The 16,894-nt window shown below is 72.2% G+C and carries 15 protein-coding genes; 10 read left to right on the top strand and 5 right to left on the bottom strand.

The annotated features are described in order from the left end of the window. Positions 1 to 4 precede the first annotated feature (4 nt). Both ACWCP2_RS01950 and ACWCP2_RS01945 read left to right on the top strand, forming a co-directional pair. On the top strand, positions 5 to 1,051 hold the full coding sequence (locus tag ACWCP2_RS01950) for a taurine ABC transporter substrate-binding protein (RefSeq protein WP_450906621.1): 1,047 nt from the start codon (positions 5 to 7) through the stop codon (positions 1,049 to 1,051). Beyond that, a complete protein-coding gene (locus tag ACWCP2_RS01945; protein ID WP_450906620.1) occupies positions 1,038 to 1,853 on the top strand; it encodes an ABC transporter ATP-binding protein in 816 nt (271 codons plus the stop codon). The genes ACWCP2_RS01950 and ACWCP2_RS01945 overlap by 14 nt, the downstream gene beginning before the upstream one ends. A 25-nt stretch (positions 1,854 to 1,878) precedes the next feature. Here ACWCP2_RS01945 and ACWCP2_RS01940 read toward each other — a convergent pair whose 3' ends face one another. Both ACWCP2_RS01940 and ACWCP2_RS01935 read right to left on the bottom strand, forming a co-directional pair. After that, positions 1,879 to 3,693, bottom strand: a complete 1,815-nt coding sequence (locus ACWCP2_RS01940) for a glycoside hydrolase family 15 protein (protein ID WP_450906619.1) — start codon at positions 3,691 to 3,693, stop codon at positions 1,879 to 1,881. Positions 3,694 to 3,769: 76 nt separating this feature from the next. Continuing rightward, complete coding sequence (locus ACWCP2_RS01935) at positions 3,770 to 4,345, bottom strand: DoxX family protein (RefSeq protein ID WP_450906618.1); 576 nt, start codon at positions 4,343 to 4,345, stop codon at positions 3,770 to 3,772. 116 nt (positions 4,346 to 4,461) lie between these two features. Between ACWCP2_RS01935 and ACWCP2_RS01930 the strand changes: the two genes are divergently transcribed. Both ACWCP2_RS01930 and ACWCP2_RS01925 read left to right on the top strand, forming a co-directional pair. Then, positions 4,462 to 4,926: a MarR family winged helix-turn-helix transcriptional regulator gene (locus ACWCP2_RS01930; protein ID WP_450906617.1), complete on the top strand. Its 465-nt coding sequence runs from the start codon at positions 4,462 to 4,464 to the stop codon at positions 4,924 to 4,926. After that, positions 4,926 to 5,222: a YkvA family protein gene (locus ACWCP2_RS01925; protein WP_450906616.1), complete on the top strand. Its 297-nt coding sequence runs from the start codon at positions 4,926 to 4,928 to the stop codon at positions 5,220 to 5,222. The genes ACWCP2_RS01930 and ACWCP2_RS01925 overlap by 1 nt, the downstream gene beginning before the upstream one ends. 24 nt (positions 5,223 to 5,246) lie before the next feature. Here the strand turns inward: ACWCP2_RS01925 and ACWCP2_RS01920 are convergent, their stop codons facing one another. After that, entirely contained in the window at positions 5,247 to 5,873 is a 627-nt protein-coding gene (locus tag ACWCP2_RS01920) for an alpha-ketoglutarate-dependent dioxygenase AlkB (RefSeq protein ID WP_450906615.1), read from the bottom strand. Positions 5,874 to 6,114: 241 nt separating this feature from the next. Here ACWCP2_RS01920 and ACWCP2_RS01915 point away from each other — a divergent pair, with 241 nt between their 5' ends. The 4 genes from ACWCP2_RS01915 to ACWCP2_RS01900 all read left to right on the top strand — a co-directional run bounded on the left by ACWCP2_RS01915 (position 6,115) and on the right by ACWCP2_RS01900 (position 11,157). Next, a complete protein-coding gene (locus tag ACWCP2_RS01915; protein ID WP_450906614.1) occupies positions 6,115 to 6,471 on the top strand; it encodes a hypothetical protein in 357 nt (118 codons plus the stop codon). A gap of 5 nt (positions 6,472 to 6,476) precedes the next feature. Then, positions 6,477 to 9,056, top strand: coding sequence for a plasma-membrane proton-efflux P-type ATPase (locus tag ACWCP2_RS01910; protein WP_450906613.1), 2,580 nt, complete (start codon positions 6,477 to 6,479; stop codon positions 9,054 to 9,056). A gap of 146 nt (positions 9,057 to 9,202) precedes the next feature. Further along, positions 9,203 to 10,489 carry a sensor histidine kinase gene (locus ACWCP2_RS01905; protein WP_450906612.1) on the top strand — a complete coding sequence of 429 codons (1,287 nt, stop codon included), beginning with the start codon at positions 9,203 to 9,205 and terminating at the stop codon, positions 10,487 to 10,489. Then, positions 10,486 to 11,157 carry a response regulator gene (locus ACWCP2_RS01900; RefSeq protein ID WP_450906611.1) on the top strand — a complete coding sequence of 224 codons (672 nt, stop codon included), beginning with the start codon at positions 10,486 to 10,488 and terminating at the stop codon, positions 11,155 to 11,157. Before ACWCP2_RS01905 ends, ACWCP2_RS01900 begins: the two co-directional genes overlap by 4 nt. 25 nt (positions 11,158 to 11,182) lie before the next feature. On the opposite strand, the gene ACWCP2_RS01895 is transcribed toward ACWCP2_RS01900, so the two are convergent. Continuing rightward, positions 11,183 to 14,215, bottom strand: a complete 3,033-nt coding sequence (locus ACWCP2_RS01895; RefSeq protein ID WP_450906694.1) for a carbohydrate binding domain-containing protein — start codon at positions 14,213 to 14,215, stop codon at positions 11,183 to 11,185. A gap of 742 nt (positions 14,216 to 14,957) precedes the next feature. After that, entirely contained in the window at positions 14,958 to 15,359 is a 402-nt protein-coding gene (locus ACWCP2_RS01890) for an RNA-binding S4 domain-containing protein (protein ID WP_450906610.1), read from the bottom strand. Between the two features lie 147 nt (positions 15,360 to 15,506). Here ACWCP2_RS01890 and ACWCP2_RS01885 point away from each other — a divergent pair, with 147 nt between their 5' ends. Together ACWCP2_RS01885 and modA are read left to right on the top strand one after the other, a co-directional pair. Next, positions 15,507 to 15,902 (top strand): TOBE domain-containing protein, encoded by a 396-nt coding sequence (locus tag ACWCP2_RS01885; RefSeq protein ID WP_274547382.1) that lies wholly within the window; start codon positions 15,507 to 15,509, stop codon positions 15,900 to 15,902. A 135-nt stretch (positions 15,903 to 16,037) separates the two neighbouring features. Beyond that, a complete protein-coding gene (gene modA / locus ACWCP2_RS01880) occupies positions 16,038 to 16,856 on the top strand; it encodes a molybdate ABC transporter substrate-binding protein (protein ID WP_450906609.1) in 819 nt (272 codons plus the stop codon). Positions 16,857 to 16,894 lie beyond the last annotated feature (38 nt).

The following is a 16,894-nucleotide window of genomic DNA, read 5'->3' as shown; positions in this document are numbered from 1 at the left end:
CGTCATGCCCAGAAACGCCGTGTCCCGCCGCGCCCTGCTGCTGGCCGCCGCCGTCGCCCTGACCGCATCCACCAGCGTCGCCTGCGGGGCGGACGGGGGCGGTTCGGCGGCCAAGCCGGGGCGGACCACCGTACGGATCGCCTACCAGGCGATCCCCAACGCCGACCTGATCGTGAAGAACCAGCGGCTGCTGGAGAAGGCCCTGCCCGAAGCCGACGTGAAGTGGGTGAAGTTCGAGTCCGGCGGCGACGTCAACACGGCTGTGATCGCCGGATCGGTGGACCTGGGCCTGGCCGGTTCGAGCCCCGTCACCAAGGGTCTGTCGGCCCCGCTGAACATCCCGTACAAGGTGGTGTGGATCCACGACCTGATCGGCGACAACGAGGCGCTGGTCGCCAAGCCGGGCATCGGCTCCGTCAAGGAGCTGGCCGGGAAGAAGGTGGCCACGCCCTTCGGCTCCACCTCCCACTACTCGCTGCTCGCCGCGCTGAAGGCCGCGGGCGTCGACGCGTCGGCCGTGCAGACCATCGACCTCCAGCCGCAGGACGCCCTCGCCGCCTGGAAGCGCGGGGACATCGACGCGGCGTACGTGTGGACGCCGACCCTGAGCGAGCTGACCAAGGACGGGAAGGTGCTCATCACGAGCCGGCAGCTCGCCGAGCAGGGCAAGCCCACCGCCGACCTGGGCGTGGTGACGGACAAGTTCGCGGCCGCGCACCCGGAGGTGGTCACGGCCTGGATCAAGGCGCAGGACCAGGCCGTCGGGCAGGCCCGTACGGCCCCCGACCAGGCGGCGAAGTCCATCGGGGCGGAGCTCGGGCTGACGCCCGAGGAGGCCGGGCGCCAGCTCTCGGAGCTGGTGCTGCTGAGCGCGAAGGAGCAGACCGGCCCCGACTACCTCGGCGCGCCCGGCGCCCCCGGGAAGCTGGTGGCGACCCTGCACGACGCGGCGGTCTTCCTGAAGGAGCAGAAGAAGGTGGATGCCGTTCCGGACGAGGCCGCCTTCGGCAAGGCCCTCGCGGTGGAGGAGCTCGGCCGTGCCGCGCACTGAACCGGCGCCCGGCACCGCCGGGGCCGGAGCGGTGGACGGGGGTCTCGCCGTGGACCTCTCCGGGGTGTCGGTCCGCTACGGACCGGCGAAGCAGCCGGTGACGGTGCTCGACGCGGTGGACCTACGGGTCCGCGCAGGCGAGTTCGTCGTCCTCGTCGGCCCCTCCGGCTGCGGCAAGACCACCCTGCTGCGGGTCGTCGCCGGTTTCGCCCGCCCGGCCTCGGGGACCGCCCTGGTCCGGGGCTCCGCTCCGCGCCCCGGGCGGGGTGCGGGGGTGGTGTTCCAGCAGCCGAGGCTCTTCCCGTGGCGCACCGTCGGCGGGAACCTGGGCTTCGCGCTGGCCCGCCACGGGGTGCCGCGCTCCCAGCGGCCGGTCCGGATCGCGGAGTTGCTGGACCGGGTGGGTCTGCCCGGTATGGCGGGGCGGCGCACCTGGGAGCTGTCCGGCGGCCAGCAGCAGCGGGTGGCGCTGGCCCGCGCCCTGGCGGCGGAGCCCGAACTGCTGCTGATGGACGAGCCGTTCGCCGCTCTGGACGCGCTGACCCGGGAGCGGCTCCAGGAGGAGGTCCGCTCCCTGGCCGGACGGCTCGGCACGACGGTGCTGTTCGTGACGCATTCGGTGGAGGAGGCGGTGCTGCTGGGATCCCGCGTCCTGGTGATGGCCGCGGGGCCCGGCCGGGTGGTCGAGGACCTGGCGGTGCCGCTCCCCCGCGACCCGGCCACGGACGTCGCGGGCTTGCGGGCCTCCCCCGAGTTCGCCCGGCTGCGCGGCCGGCTGGCCCGGGCGCTGCGCCAGGACTGACCGGCGGCCCGCACCCGGGGGCCGTTCACAGCTGGCCGGCCGCCAGGCTGCTCCCGCCCAGGGTGAGCGCGGTGTTCACCAGGCCGACGTGGCTGAACGCCTGCGGGAAGTTGCCGAGTTGGCGTCCGGAGACGGGGTCGTACTCCTCGGCGAGGAGTCCGACGTCGTTGCGTACGGACAGCAGCCGCTCGAAGAGTTCCCGCGCCTCCTTCTCCCGCCCGGTCAGGTACAGGGCGTCGGCCAGCCAGAACGAGCAGGCGAGGAAGGCTCCTTCGTCGCCGGGCAGGCCGTCGACCGAGAGTCCCTCGGTGCTGTAGCGGCGGACCAGGCCGCTGCGGCCCAGCTCCTCGCGCACCGCGTCGACCGTGCCGATGACCCGGGGGTCGTCGGGCGGCAGGAAGCCGACGCGGGGGATGAGGAGGGTGGCCGCGTCCAGCTCGCGCGAGCCGTAGTACTGGGTGAAGGTGCCGCGCTCCGCGTCGTAGGCGTTCTCGCACACGTCCTGGTGCACCTCGTCCCTTATGGCGCGCCAGCGGTTCACGTCGCCGTGCAGCCTGGGGTTGAGTTCCAGGGTGCGCACGGCCCGGTCGGCGGCGACCCACGCCATGACCTTGGAGTGGGTGAAGTGGCGGCGCGGGCCGCGCACTTCCCACAGGCCCTCGTCGGGGCGGCGCCAGTTCTGCTCCAGGAAGTCGAGGAGCGCGAGCTGGATCTTCCAGGAGTGCCACTCGGCGGGCAGGCCGGAGGAGCGGGCCACGTAGAGGGAGTCGAGCACCTCTCCGTACACGTCGAGCTGGAGCTGGTCGACGGCCGCGTTGCCGACCCGGACGGGCGCGGAGCCCGCGTACCCCTTCAGCCAGGGCAGCTCGCTCTCCGGGATGCGGCGCTCGCCGCCGATCCCGTACATGATCTGCAGGTCGGCCGGGTCGCCCGCGACGGCCCGCAGCAGCCACTCCCGCCAGGCGCGGGCCTCGTCGAGGTAGCCGGTGGCCAGCAGGGAGCCGAGGGTGAGGGTGGAGTCGCGGAGCCAGCAGTAGCGGTAGTCCCAGTTGCGGACGCCGCCGAGCTCCTCCGGCAGGGAGGTGGTCGCGGCGGCGGCGATCCCGCCGGTCGGGGCGTAGGTGAGGGCCTTGAGGGTGATCAGGGAGCGGACCACGGCATCGCGGTAGGGGCCCTCGTACGTGCACTGGCCGCTCCATTCCCGCCAGTCGGCGAGGCTCTGCTCCAGGGCGGCGTACGGATCCAGGAGCTCGGGGCGCGGTTCGTGCGAGGGGTGCCAGGTGAGCACGAAGGCGACGCGTTCGCCGGCGGCGACGGTGAACTCGGAGCGGGTGGACATGTCCTCGCCCCACGTGTGCACGGGGGGTTCGCTGCGCAGCCACGCGGCGTCGGGCCCGGCGACGGCGACCCGGTCGCCCTCGCGGTTGCCGCCGCGCCGGACCCAGGGCACGACGTGCCCGTAGTCGAAGCGCAGGCGCAGGGTGCTGCTCACGGTCGATTCACCGGTGAGGCCTTCGACGATCCGCATCACGTCGGGCGCGGTGTCGCGCTGCGGCATGAAGTCGATGACCTTGAACGAGGCGCCGTCCTCGGTCTCCCAGAAGGATTCCAGGACGAGCGTGCCGTCGAGATAGGCGCGGCGGGCGCAGCGCGCGGAATCGGGGGCGGCGGCCGGGGCGATGCGCCAGTGGCCGTTCTCCTGGTCCCCGAGGAGGGCGGCGAAGCAGGCGGCCGAGTCGAAGCGCGGCAGGCACAGCCAGTCGATGGACCCGTCGCGGCCGACCAGCCCACTGGTCATCAGGTCGCCGATGAGTGCGTAGTCTTCGATGGGTTGTGTCATTTAGGGCACTTTCCCCCGACCGCCCGCACTCAATCGGCCCGTACGGGTCCCCGCGCGGCGCCGCCCCCGCGACGGATCAGTTCCGTACGAGGAGCAGCACGCCCGCGGTCACGACACCGAGGCCGACCGCGAGCGCGCCGTGGGCGAGGCGGTGGCCGCGCAGGACGGGCAGGAAGCGGTCGACGGCGTACCGGCCGGGGCCGGTGAGCGCGAGGGCGGCGGCGCCGGCGGTGAGCAGGAGCTCGTACTCGATGCCCTGCGGGGCGAAGAAGGAGCCGGTGCCCTTCACGGCGATCGCGTTGATCATGGTGCCGACCAGGGCGGCGCCCGCCAGCGGCGTGAGCAGCCCGAGGACGAGGCCGAGTCCGCCGAGCGTCTCGGTCAGGCCGGCGAGGGCGGCCATGGCGTCGCCCGCCGGGTATCCGCTGGCGGTGAAGAACTGGCCGGTGCCGCTGATGCCGCCGCCGCCGAACCAGCCGAAGAGCTTCTGGACGCCGTGGCCGGCCATGGTCAGACCGAGGACCACGCGCAGCAGGAGCAGGCCGGCGTCGTGGGCGGGGGTGGACAGCGCCGCGGCGGGACGGTCCGCGAGGGGCGCGGACGGTTCGCCGGCGCGCGGCTTCGGCGGGGTGGTGACGGAGGGGCTGCTCATGGGGGGTCCTTCCGGTCGGGCGGCACGAGAGGTGTTGTTCAAATTGGAACGACTCGCTCGACCCTAGCCGCATCCGGCGCTGATTCAAATTGGAACGTCACGTGTAGCCTGGTTCCATGGCTGAGACGAAATGGCTGGACGACCGCGAAATGCGTGCCTGGCAGGGGTTCCTGGCCGCTTCCGCCCTGGTCGGCCGCCGCCTCGATCAGCAGCTCAAGGACGACTCCGGACTCTCCCACCCGCAGTACGAGATCCTCGTGCGGCTCGCCAGGGCCCCGGAGGGCGAACTGCGCATGACGGAGCTGGCCAACGGGCTCGTCAACTCCAAGAGCGGCCTGACCTATCAGGTCACCCAGATGGAGAAGGCGGGCCTGGTCCGCCGCCGCACCTGCCCGTCCGACGTCCGGGGGGTCTACGCCGTCCTCACCGAGGCGGGCCGCGCCCGATTGTCGGAGGCCGCACCGGGGCATGTGACGACCGTGAGAGAAATCCTGGTGGACGTGCTCACCCCCGAACAGCTCGACGCCCTCGCGGAGGGGCTCGGCGAAGTCAGCCGCAGGCTCCGGGTCCAGGGCGCCTGATGGACTCGACGACCGTCTGGCTCGTCGTCGCGGCCGTAGTGGCGGCCGGCCTGGCGGTCACCGCGGCCGTGCTCCTCGTACGGGTCTTCGCGGCCCGCAGGCTCCTGCGCGACGCGGGCATCCCGCTGCGCGACAAGGCCCTGTTCTGGGTCGCCGTGGCGTACACGATCTCCCCCGTGGACCTGATCCCGGATCCGGTCTACCTGGACGACATCGGGGTCCTGCTCCTGGCCCTGCGCTCCCTCCACGCGGCGGCCTCGGCTGCCCGCCCGCCCAAGGAACTCGACGCGGCCTAGGCCGGGCGTCCGCTGGCCGCCGGTTCAGCTGACCCCGCGCGGGCGGAACTGGACGCTGATGCGGGGGCCGACCGGGCGGGCCGTCTTGGGGACGGCGTGTTCCATCGTGCGCTGGCATGAGCCGCCCATCACCACCAGGTCGCCGTGGCCGAGGGGAAGGCGCAGCAGGGTGGGGCCGCCGTCGCGGGGGCGCAGCACGAGGTCGCGGGGGTCGCCCACCGAGAGGATGGCGACCATCGTGTCCTCGGTGGCGGAGCGGCCGGTGCGGTCCCCGTGCCAGGCGACGCTGTCGCGGCCGTCGCGGTAGAGGCACAGGCCCGCCGTGACGAAGGGTTCGCCCAGCTCGGGGGCGTAGTGGCGGCTCAGCTCGGCCCGCGCCTCGGTGAGGGTGGGATGCGGGAGCCCGTCCCGCTCCCCGTAGTGGGCCAGCAGGCGCGGCACCGCCACCTCCCGGTCGTACATCTGCCGCCGCTCGGCATGCCACGGGACGTCCGCCGCGAGCCGTTCGAACAGGGCGTCGGCGCCCGTCAGCCAGCCCGGCAGGTGGTCCACCCAGGCGCCGGCGCCCAGCCGCGTGCGCCGGGCGCCCGCGAGCGGGCCGAGCCGGATCTCGTCGCCCTGGTCGAAGAGCGAGCCCTGGAGTGCGTGCATGGGTCCAGGATAACGCGGGATTCGAACAGATGCGCGAGTGATGCGCGCTCGCTCACTTCCGCTTACGAATCGGCCCGGGAGAGCGGGGCTCAGGCCCCAAAACAAGGGCCGTTCACCGCCCCCACAAGGCATTCGATGGTCGTTTCCTGGAAGAGGTCGGAGTGAGAGACCGGGCACCGACCCCCGTGGCACCGCAGCAACTGCGGACGAGAAGTCCATCACCGGTCGTGAGGAACACGCGATGAGCGCAATCGACGCATTCACCTCCCACACCACCGCCCACACCACCGCCCACACCGTTCCCGAGGTCCTCCACGAGTCCTACGCCTTCACCTGCCTCGACTGCGGTTTCGGCTGGGAGAAGCAGTACGACGTCCAGCACTACATCGACGGCACCGGCGTCCAGCGCACGCTCTGCACGGTGGACGGCGACCGCGTCCCCTCCCCGCTGACCCGCTCCGAGTGCGCCGGGTGCGGCAGCCACGTCATCCGCATCCTGCGGGCCGGCACGGTCTCGCACGCCCACATGGCGCTGACCAGCGGGGCCCGCCCGATGGAGATCCCCTCCTTCCTCTCCCTGCTGCACGGAGGCAAGTGACCGTCATGAGCACCGACACCGTCCCCACCGTCCCCGCAACACCCGCGGCCCTCACCGGGGCCGCCGGCGCGCCCGCCGGCGCGCCCGCCGGACCGGCCACCGGTGGCGCCACCGGATCCTCCACCGGGCCGGCCGAGCCCGGAGCCCCGGAGGAACCCGAGGATGTCGAGCCCCCGGCCTCATGGCCGGACGGGCTCACCACCGCCGAGGCACACCGCCTCCTGCAGGAGCACGGTCCGAACGAGATCGCCGAGGAGCACAAGAACCCCCTGCGGGAGTTCCTCGGCTACTTCTGGGCCCCCATCCCCTGGATGATCGAGACCGCGCTGATCCTCTCGATCGTCGTCCAGCACTGGGTCGACGTGGCCATCATCGGCGTCCTGCTCGTCGTCAACGGCGTCGTCGCCTTCATGGAGGAGCACGAGGCCGCCAACGCCATCGCCGCCCTCAAGCAGCGCCTCGCCACCGAGGCCCGCGTCCTGCGCGACGGGGTCTGGCGCACGGAGGCCGTCCGCGAACTGGTTCCGGGCGACATCGTCCGGGTCCGGCTCGGGGACGTCGTCCCGGCCGACGTACGGGCACTGGGCGCCGGCACCCTCGAAGTCGACCAGGCCGCCCTCACGGGCGAATCCCTGCCCGTCGAGCGCGGCCGCGGCGAGACCCTCTACTCCGGCTCGGTCATCGTCCGCGGTGAGACCGACGCCGTCGTCGAGGGCACCGGCGCGAACAGCTTCTTCGGAAGGACCACCGCCCTCGTCGGCGAGGCCGGCACGGTCAGCCACCTCCAGCAGGCCGTCCTGAAGATCGGCAACTACCTCATCCTGCTGGCCGTCGCCCTGGTCACGCTGACCATCTGCGTCTCGGTGGCCCGCGGCAACCCGGTGCTCTCCGTCCTGGAGTTCGCGCTCGTCGTCGTCATCGCCTCCGTACCCGTCGCCCTGCCCGCCGTCATGTCCGTGACGCTCGCCGTCGGCGCCCGCAACCTCGCCAAGCGCGGAGCGGTCGTCTCGAACCTGCCCGCCGTCGAGGAACTGGGCAGCATAGACATCCTGTGCTCCGACAAGACCGGCACCCTCACCGAGAACCGCCTCGCGATCCTTGACCCCTGGGTCCCGGAGGGCGTCGACCAGGACGATCTGCTCGGCTCCGCCGCGCTGGCCTCCCGCGCCGAGAACGGCGACCCCATCGACCGGATCGTCATCTCCACCGCCACCGACCGGCTGACCGACTCCGACACCGGCTGGGCGCACGGCCTGCCCGTCACCGACTTCGTCCCCTTCGACCCGGTCAGCAAGCGCACCGAGGCCACCGTCGGCTTCGGCCCCGGTCCCGGCCCGGCCCCGGGCTCGTACCACGTGAGCAAGGGCGCGCCCCAGGTCATCGCCCGCCTCTGCGACGGGGACCCGGCCGCCGCGCACGTCGCCGGGATCGCCGACTCCTTCGCCGCCCGCGGCTTCCGCTCCCTGGGCGTGGCCCGTACCGACGAGTCGGGCGCCTGGCGCCTGCTCGGCATCCTGCCGCTGGCCGACCCGCCGCGCGAGGACACCGCGGACACCGTGGCCGCCGCGAACGAGCTGGGCGTCTCGGTGAAGATGGTCACCGGCGACCAGGTCGCCATCAGCCGGGAGCTGGCCCGTCAGATCGGGATGGGCGACAACATCCTCAACACCCACGCCCTGGACGACAGCCGTCCGGAGGTGGAGCTCGCCGAACTCGTCGAGATGTCGGACGGCTTCGCGCAGGTCTTCCCCGAGCACAAGTACCGCATCGTCAAGATGCTCCAGGAGCGCGGCCACATCGTCGGCATGACCGGTGACGGGGTCAACGACGCCCCGGCCCTCAAGCAGGCCGACGCCGGGATCGCCGTGGCCGACGCCACGGACGCCGCCCGGGCCGCCGCCGACGTGGTGCTGCTGACCCCCGGCCTGTCGGTCATCTCCCACGCGATCGGCCAGGCCCGGGAGATCATCCAGCGGATGGTCAACTACGCCACCTACCGCATCACGGAGACCATCCGGGTGCTCGGCCTGATCACCCTGACGATCGTCGCCTACAACTTCTTCCCGGTCACCGCGATGATGATCGTCCTGCTCGCCCTGCTGAACGACGGCGCCATCCTGACGATCGCCTACGACAAGGTCCGCGGCTCGCACAAGCCCGTCACGTGGGACATGCGCAGCGTGCTGACCGTGGCCACCGTGCTGGGTGTGGTCGGCGTCGCCGAAACCTTCCTGCTCTTCGTCCTGGGCCGGGACGTCTTCCACCTGGGCGACGGCCTGATCCACTCCCTCGTCTACCTCAGCCTGTCGGTCTCCGGTCAGCTGACCATCTTCGTGACCCGTACCCGCGGCCGGTTCTGGACCTCCCCCGCCCCGGCCAAGCCCCTGGTCGTCGCGGTCGCCGTCGCCCAGACCATCGCCACCCTGGTCACCGTGTTCGGCGTCGGAATGACCCCGCTCGGCTGGGGCTGGGCGGCCGGCGTCTGGGCCTACGCGATTCTCTGCTTCCTCCTGGAGGACCAGCTCAAGCTCGCCGCCCACTGGTTCCTGGACCGCCGCCCCGGCGTCCGGTCCGCCGCCCACTGACACGGACTTCGCCCCGCGCGCGTCCCGCCCGGACCGGTTCCGGGCGGGACGCGCACCGTGTCGCACGCCGGGCCGGGCTCCCTGCCGATGGCAGGGTGCTCGTACACGATCCGACCGCGTATCAGCAGGTGAGGAGGGAGAGGGCCATGAAGTGGAGCGCACCCGCCCGGACGGCGCCACGCCGGCGGGACCCCGCTTCCTGGGCGGCTGCCTCCTGGGGGCCCGCCGGCCGGGGGCCCGCCGGCTGGGGGCCCGTCGCCTGGGACCGGGCCGCCGCCGTGACGTGCCTGCTGATCACCGTCCCCTTCGAGGTGTACGCCGAGGTCGCGCACCAGTCCTGGGCCAGCCACCCCCTGCTGCGCTGGCTGGGGATCCTCGTCTCCTGCGCCGCACTGCTGTGGCGCAGGACCCGCTTCCCGCTCGCCGCCCTCGTGGTCCTGGCCGCGACCGCCCTCAGCGCGAAGTTCATCGCCCTCTTCTTCCTCGCCTACGCCGCCGGCCGCCACCAGCGCACCGTCTGCGCGTACGCGTTCGGGGTGGCCGCCACCGCCGAGCTGATCATGCTCAGCGCACTGGGCTCCGGCCCGCCCCTGGTCGACGAGAACTCCCCCTCCAGTCTGGCCCTGCTGGCTTCCACCGTGGCCCTGACGAGCGTGGTGGGTCTGACCCGCAGCCGCCACCTGGCGGAGCGGGCCCACCTCCAGGAGGTGGCCCGGGAGCGGGCGGCCGAGGCGGTCAACGCCGAACGGCGCAGGCTCGTACGGGAGTTCCACGATCTCCTGGGCCATGACGTGGCCCTGCTGAACATCCTGGTCGAATCGCTACGGAGCTCCGTGGGCGGCCGGGACCCCGCGGCCGACGGGCTGCTCGACGCGGCGCAGCGGCAGTGCGGGGCCGCCTCGGACCATTTGCGCGGCATGACCGCCGTGCTCCGGCTGCGCGAGCTGGACACGAAGGCGCCGGACGGCGCCGCCGGACTCGACGCCCTGAGCCGCTCGCTCGACAGCGTCAGGGCGGCGGGGGTCGACGTACGGCTCTCGGACGGGTTCGCCGAGTACTTCGGGCGGCTGCCCGCGGCCCACCGGGAGGCCGCCCGCCGGGTGGTCACCGAGGGGCTGACCAACATCCTGCGGTACGCGCCCGGTTCGGCCGTGCGGCTGTCGCTGCGGGCGGACCCGGCGGGCTGGACCCTCGACGTCCGCAACGGGCCGCCGGGAGCGCCCGTACGGTCACTGGCGCCGGGCACCGGCCTCGGTCAGGCCGGGCTCCGCGGCCGGCTGGAGTCGCTGGGCGGCGGGCTCGAAGCGGGGCCTGCCGCCGGGCCCGCCGACCCGGATGCCGGAGCCGATTCCGGTGCCGGCGAGGCCCTCGGGGGCGGCGGATACCTGCTGCGCGCCCACGCCCCCTACCCCTCCGAAGGAGCAGAGCAGTGATCCGTATCGTGATCACCGATGACGAGGACGTCATCCGCGCGGGACTGCGCACCATCCTCGCCGTCCCTGACGAGATCGAGGTCGTGGGCGAGGCGAGCTCGGGCTCCGAGGCCCTGGAGGCCGTCGCGGCGCACTCCCCCGACGTGGTCCTCCTCGACCTGGCCATGCCGGACGGCCCGGACGGCGCCGAGACCGCCCGGCTGCTCCGCGAGGAGCACCCCGGCCTCGGCATCCTCATCCTGACGACCATCGCCGACGAGGAACAGGTGGCCCGGGTCTGGCGGGCGGGCGCCGACGGCTACCTGCTGAAGACCGCCTCGGGCGCGGACATGCGGGAGGCGGTGCACAGTGCGGCCGGACACCGCGCCGTGCTCAGCCCCGCCGTGATCTCCACCGTGATGAGCCGGTTCGCCACCCACCACCATCCGGCGCCGACGCCCGAGGTCCTGGCGCGCCTGCGCGATCTCTCAAGGGGCGAGCTGCGCTGTGTGATCGCCCTCGCCGACGGGCTCGGCAACCGGGAGATCGCCGAACGCCTCGGCCTCGCGGAGGGCACGGTCAAGACCCATCTCTCCCGTGCCCTGCACAAGTGCGGCCTCGCCAACCGCACACAGCTCGCCCTCCTCGCCAACGACCAGCGCGAGCTGCTGACCGGCCTCCTGCACTGACCGGCCGCCCGCCCGGCCCGTCCTCCTACTTCAGGTAGGGGCCGGAGGCGCCCACCTTGCCGGGGGCGGCGTTGCCGCCGCCCAGGTCGAGGACGTAGACCCGCAGGTTCCCCTTTCCGGGGGCCGGGACGGACAGGGTGCCGCCGGTGACGGTCCGCACGTCGCCGGTGACGGCGTCCTTGTACGTGCCGTTGGGTACGCCGGTGTACGTGGCGGCCCCGGTGACGGTCACCAGGGCGAAGCTGTCGACTCCGGTGGCGGTGTCGGTGTAGCGGCGCTTGAAGGCCATGCCGCCCGAGACTCCCTCGGTGGAGTACTGGCCCATCTGGAGCGCGGGCACGGCGCGGCGGATCTCGTTCAGCCGCTGGAGGTGCTTGACCAGCGGGGATTCCAGGGTGGCGGCGACGGGGCCGGTCGCGGTGGCGACCTTGGAGAAGCCGGAGGCGGTGACCGTACCCGCGATCTTGTCCCCGTAGTAGGCGCGGCCGGTGCCGGCGAGCGGGCAGGTCGGGCCGCAGTCGATCTGCTTGCCGGCCTGGAACTCGGTCTCGGAGCCGTAGTACAGGGTCGGGATGCCGCGGAAGGTCCACATCAGGGCCATGTTCTCGGCCCAGGCGTCGGTGCCGCCGGCGTAGCGGGTGGAGGACTTTCCGGGTCCGAAGTCGTGGCTGTCGACGTAGACGACGTTGTAGGTGGCGTCGTTGTAGCTGTCGTCGGAGTCCTTGCCGTTCTGGAAGGCGTTGTTCGCGTCACCGAAGTTCATGTGCATGCGCATGTCGATGACGTTCATGCCGGAGAACTTGCTGTGGTCGGGGGCGTGGTAGAGGTTGCCGCTCAAGAAGGCGTTGGTGCTGGTCGGCTGCTTCGCCGGGTCGTTGTCGGTCGTGTACTGCTGGACGGCGGCGGTGGCGTCGTCCGCGCTGTACGTCGCCGATTCCTTCCAGGTGTAGTACTGGGCGGACTGGTTGGCCGAGCCGCGGTTCCACTTGTCGTTGACGAAGGAGCCGACCTCGCCGAACACGTAGAAGTCCTGGGCCTTCCGGTCGCCGAACTGCTGGGCCACGCGCTGCTGGATGGCGGGCAGGAAGCGGCGGTTCCAGGTGACGCGGGGGATGTGCACGGCCGTGTCCACGCGGAAGCCGTCGACACCCATGTCGATGTACTTGTTGTACGCGCCGATGAGGTAGTTCTGGACGGTCGCGTTCTCGGTGTTGAAGTCGGCGAGGTCCTCGTGGATCCAGCAGGAACGGGCGTCCTCGCCCTCCCAGTTGCCGATCCAGCACTGGTGGAACAGGGCTTTGGGGAACATCCCGGACGTGGGGTTCGGCCATTGGCAGTTGTAGATGGTGTAGCCCTCGGCGCTCTTGTACTGCGTGGCCACGCCCCAGTTGACGCAGGTGTTCCCGGACGGCTCGGCGGTCGACCACAAGTCGCCGTTGTAGTACGACTTTCCGCTCTTGGGGTCCACGGTGAGGCCGTCGTACTCGAAGCCGGCCTGCTTCTCGTCGTAGTACCAGGACCACTGCGCGTCGCGCACGCCGTAGACGGTGGGGGTGAACAGGCCCTTGGCGCCCCAGCGGGAACTGTGGTTGTAGACCACGTCCTGGTAGATCTTGACGCCCTTGGCGTGGGCGGCGTTGATGAGGTCCTGGTAGGAGGCGCCCGCCGATTCCAGGCGGGGGTCGACCTTGTAGAAGTCGTAGCCGTGATAGCCGTGGTAGTCGTAGTCGGAGCGGTTCAGCACGACCGGGGTGATCCAGATCGCGGAGAAGCCGAGGGCTTTGACGTAGTCCAGTTTCTCGACCAGACCCTTGAAGTCCCCGCGGAACATGGGGTCGTTGTTGGCGGCGTTCCCGGACTTCACGTCCTGGCTGCCGCCCCGGTTGTTGGCGCTGTCACCGTCGTTGAAGCGGGCGGTGAGCACGAAGTAGATGGGGTCCTTGCGCGGGTCCCCGCCCAGCGGCGCGGATCCGGCCGGGGCCGGGGGCCGGGTGCCGGTGGTGGTGACGGCCGCGGCGGAGGCGGCGGAGAGGTTCCCCGCGGCGTCCACCGCCTTGACGGTGTAGGTGTAGGCGGTGCGCTCCTCCAGTCCGGATTCGGTGAGGACCGTGGAGGTGACGGACGTGAGGGACGTGCCCTTGGTGCCGCCCGAGCGAGTGACCTGGTATCCGGTCACTCCCCGGTCGTCCGTGGCGGCGTCCCAGGTCACGACGGTGGACACGTCGGTGGCGGCGGCCCGCAGTCCGCCCGGCGGCGTGGGCGCGGTGGTGTCGGGGACGGCGGCGGCGCACGGGTCGGCGGCGTTCGCGGTGACCTTGGTGTCCTTCACCGTGGACAGGCCCGTGCCGAGGGCGTAGTTCCTGCCGTTGTTGTTGTCCCAGGTGCCGTTGCCGTTGTTGAAGGTGGCGGCGAGACCGGCGGCCGAGCCGAGCGGCACCGTCTTCTTCACCCAGCCCGTGCAGGCCGGGTCCATGCCGGTGCCGGGGACGGTGGTCCAGGAGCCGCCGGTCGGGGCCCAGTGGAGGTTGACGGTGGGCCAGCCGACGGTCGTCGTCGCGTAGTAGACGGTGGCGCTGGCGCCGCTTCCCGTACCACCACCGCCGCCGGCACCGCCGCCCGGGTCCGTGGCACAGGGATCGCTGTGCGCCACGACCCCGTCCTTGACGGTGATGACCCCGGTGCCGAGGGCGTAGTTCTTGCCCCCGTTGTTGTCCCAGGTGCCCTGGCCGTTGTTGAAGGTCGCCTGGAGGCCGGCGGCCGCGCCGAGACTGACCGTCTTCTTCACCCAGTCGGTGCAGGCGGCTTCCATCCCGGTGCCCGGCACGCTCGTCCAGCTGCCGCCGTCGGGTGCCCAATGCAGGTTGTAGGCAGTCCAGTTGCGGGTCTTGGTGTAGTAGAAGACCGTCGCCGTACCGTCGCCCCCCGCCGCGGCGGCAGCGGGGGCCGCCCCGGCGAGCGAGCCCCCGGCGACCGGCAGCCCGGCAGCCAGCCCTCCCAGCAGGGCCAGGGCCAGGGTCGGCGCCAGGGCGGCGGCCCGCCCTCCGGGATGTGAGCGCATGCGTGATCTCAAGGTCTGCTCCTCGAAGCGGGGCCCAACAGCCCTGCGGCTCCGCGGCATTGAAAACTTGCCGCAAGGTTTTGCGGGGAGGTTATCCATCCGTCACCAGCACGTGAACCCCTTGTGAACCGGAAATCTGGCCACCGGACGGATCCGGGCATCCCACATGAACCCTTTACGGGGAGAACTGACGCAATGACTTGCAGAAATTTTCGCCAGCGAGGAGCGGACGAGAACCCGCACAGCGGCGATGATTCGACCGATAAGCCGACCTGAGCGGCGCGCGGATCCCCGCGGCAACGGAGCGACCACGGACGCAGCCGACCCGGCGGACAACAACCCCGCGCGCCGGCGGAACGGCGCCCTGTAGCCCGGCGGGACGGCCCCGGGCAGCCCGGCGGGCCAATGGGCCGGGCAGATCCATGGACCGGTGGGCCCGGCAGCCCGGTTGCCCTGGCAGGCCGGCGGGCCAATGGGCCCCGTGGGCCAGCGGGTCGGCAGGCCCGCGGGGCAATGAGGCCGGTAGGAGCGGCGGCTCGGTCGCCTCGGCTGGACGATCGGCAGGCTCGGCTGGAGCCTCCGGGAGCGACGGACCGGCCCGCGGCCTCCGGGGCTGGCGGAACCGTCGGACCAGCCGGGGCATCCGGGAGTCCGGGTCCCGGGCTGCGGGCTCCGGGGCGGCGTGGACCCCGGGGGCGGCGTGAACCCCCGGGGCGTCATCGGCGGCTGCGCGGCAGCGGTGCTAGCGGCCGCCTCGGAGGTTTTCGATTTCTCGGCGTTCGCGCTTCGTCGGGCGGCCCGCGCCGCGGTCGCGGATGCCTACCACCGCCGCCTCCACCGGGGTCGGCGGCGGGGGGCTGTTGTCGGTCAGGCATTCCGCGGCGGCCGGGGCGCCGACCCGCTTGGAGACGGGGCGACGCACCACCACGATGCGCTCCCGCCCCGCGTGGAAGAGGCGTACCTCGTCCCCGGCCCGTACCGGCTGCGCCGGCTTCGCGCGCTCCCCGTTGACCCGGACGTGCCCCGCCCGGCACGCCGTGGCGGCGATCGCGCGCGTCTTCGTCAGCCGGACCGACCAGATCCACACGTCGACCCGCGCCGACCCCGATTCCGTCCCCGCACCTGCGGTTCCCTGTTCAGCCATGCCCCGACTTTAGCGAGGCGATCCGGCCCTCCGGGCCCGCGGAAGCGGAACGAGGTTTGGCGGATCCGACAATTCCGATGGCATCTACCATGGACATCATCCCAATGGAATTGCAAATGCCGGACAAGTGCCCCTACCTTGTCGCACATGCAGTCCTACACCATCGGTCAGGCGGCCCGTCTTCTGGGCGTCAGCCCGGACACCGCACGCCGCTGGGCCGACGCCGGCCGTGTCGCGACCCATCGCGACGAGGGCGGGCGCCGGCTGATCGACGGCCGCGCCCTGGCCGCCTTCTCCATCGAGGTGGCACAGGGGGCCCACACCGAGGACGGCGAGACCTACACCTCGGCGCGCAACGCCTTCCCGGGCATCGTCACCGCCGTCAAGCTCGGCGACGTGGCCGCCCAGGTCGAGATCCAGGCCGGTCCCCACCGCCTGGTCTCCCTGCTGACCCGGGAGGCGGTCGACGAGCTCGGCCTGCAGGTCGGCATGCGGGCCACCGCCCGCGTGAAGTCGACCAGCGTGCACATCGACCGCGCCTGACCCCCGCCCAGTCCTCACCCGTAGTACCGCTCAGCACGACGCGTCCCCACCCGCTCCGCCCGTCACCGGCGCGGGTCACCACCGCGCGGATCCGGCACCAGGCCGCCCGCCGACCCGACCGAGGAGCACCAGCTCATGTCCACGTTCCTGCCCCTGAACCGCCGCACTGCCGCGCTCACCCTCTCCGCCGCCCTGCTCGTTCCGGCGCTCGCCGCCTGCGGCAGCAGCGACGACAAGAAGGACACGGCCGGCTCCTCCCCGAGCGCCTCCGCGTCCGCCGCGCCCAAGGCCGCGAACCTGACGGTCCTGGCCGCCGCCTCCCTCACCGACGTCTTCAAGACCGCCGGCGCGGCGTACGAGAAGGCGCACCCGGGCACCAAGGTCACCTTCTCCTTCGCCGGTTCGCAGGAGCTCGCCGCGCAGGTCAAGCAGGGTGCCCCGGCCGACGCCCTGGTCACCGCCGACACCAAGACCATGACGGGCCTGCTGGGCCAGACCAACGACCCGGCGATCATCGCCAAGAACCGTCTGGTCATCGCCACCGGCAAGGGCAACCCGTTCAAGGTCGCCGGCCTCAAGGACCTCGCCGACACCAAGCTCAAGGTCGTGCTGGCCGCGCCCGAGGTCCCGGTCGGCCGCTACAGCAAGCAGATCCTCGACGCGCAGAAGATCGAGGTGAAGCCGGTCTCCCAGGAGCCCAACGTCCGCGCCGTGCTGAGCAAGGTCGAGCTGGGCGAGGCCGACGCCGGTCTGGTCTACAAGACCGACACCCTCAAGTCCGGTGACAAGGTCGCCGTCGTGGAGATCCCGGACGCCGAGAACGCCGTGGCCTCGTACCCGGCCGCCTCGCTCAAGGGTTCCAAGAACCCCGAGGCCGCGGCCGCGTTCGTGGCCTGGCTGACCACCCCCGAGGCCCAGAAGATCCTCCAGGACGCGGGCTTCCAGAAGCCGTAACCGTCCGCCGGGTCCGGCGAACGGCAGGGGGACCGCCC

It is taken from the genome of Streptomyces sp. NPDC002104 (assembly GCF_053593795.1).
This window is presented reverse-complemented; position numbering and strand designations above follow the sequence as displayed.

What these genes read in the sequence shown, in the direction of transcription:
- ACWCP2_RS01885 (WP_274547382.1), top strand. Translation starts at nt 15,507, where the DNA reads ATGCAGTCCTACACCATCGGTCAGGCGGCCCGTCTTCTGGGCGTCAGC.
- ACWCP2_RS01930 (WP_450906617.1), top strand. Translation starts at nt 4,462, where the DNA reads ATGGCTGAGACGAAATGGCTGGACGACCGCGAAATGCGTGCCTGGCAG.
- ACWCP2_RS01890 (WP_450906610.1), bottom strand. Translation starts at nt 15,359, where the DNA reads ATGGCTGAACAGGGAACCGCAGGTGCGGGGACGGAATCGGGGTCGGCG.
- ACWCP2_RS01935 (WP_450906618.1), bottom strand. Translation starts at nt 4,345, where the DNA reads ATGAGCAGCCCCTCCGTCACCACCCCGCCGAAGCCGCGCGCCGGCGAA.
- ACWCP2_RS01940 (WP_450906619.1), bottom strand. Translation starts at nt 3,693, where the DNA reads ATGACACAACCCATCGAAGACTACGCACTCATCGGCGACCTGATGACC.
- ACWCP2_RS01925 (WP_450906616.1), top strand. Translation starts at nt 4,926, where the DNA reads ATGGACTCGACGACCGTCTGGCTCGTCGTCGCGGCCGTAGTGGCGGCC.
- ACWCP2_RS01915 (WP_450906614.1), top strand. Translation starts at nt 6,115, where the DNA reads ATGAGCGCAATCGACGCATTCACCTCCCACACCACCGCCCACACCACC.
- ACWCP2_RS01905 (WP_450906612.1), top strand. Translation starts at nt 9,203, where the DNA reads ATGAAGTGGAGCGCACCCGCCCGGACGGCGCCACGCCGGCGGGACCCC.
- ACWCP2_RS01920 (WP_450906615.1), bottom strand. Translation starts at nt 5,873, where the DNA reads ATGCACGCACTCCAGGGCTCGCTCTTCGACCAGGGCGACGAGATCCGG.
- ACWCP2_RS01895 (WP_450906694.1), bottom strand. Translation starts at nt 14,215, where the DNA reads ATGCGCTCACATCCCGGAGGGCGGGCCGCCGCCCTGGCGCCGACCCTG.
- ACWCP2_RS01910 (WP_450906613.1), top strand. Translation starts at nt 6,477, where the DNA reads ATGAGCACCGACACCGTCCCCACCGTCCCCGCAACACCCGCGGCCCTC.
- ACWCP2_RS01950 (WP_450906621.1), top strand. Translation starts at nt 5, where the DNA reads ATGCCCAGAAACGCCGTGTCCCGCCGCGCCCTGCTGCTGGCCGCCGCC.
- modA (WP_450906609.1), top strand. Translation starts at nt 16,038, where the DNA reads ATGTCCACGTTCCTGCCCCTGAACCGCCGCACTGCCGCGCTCACCCTC.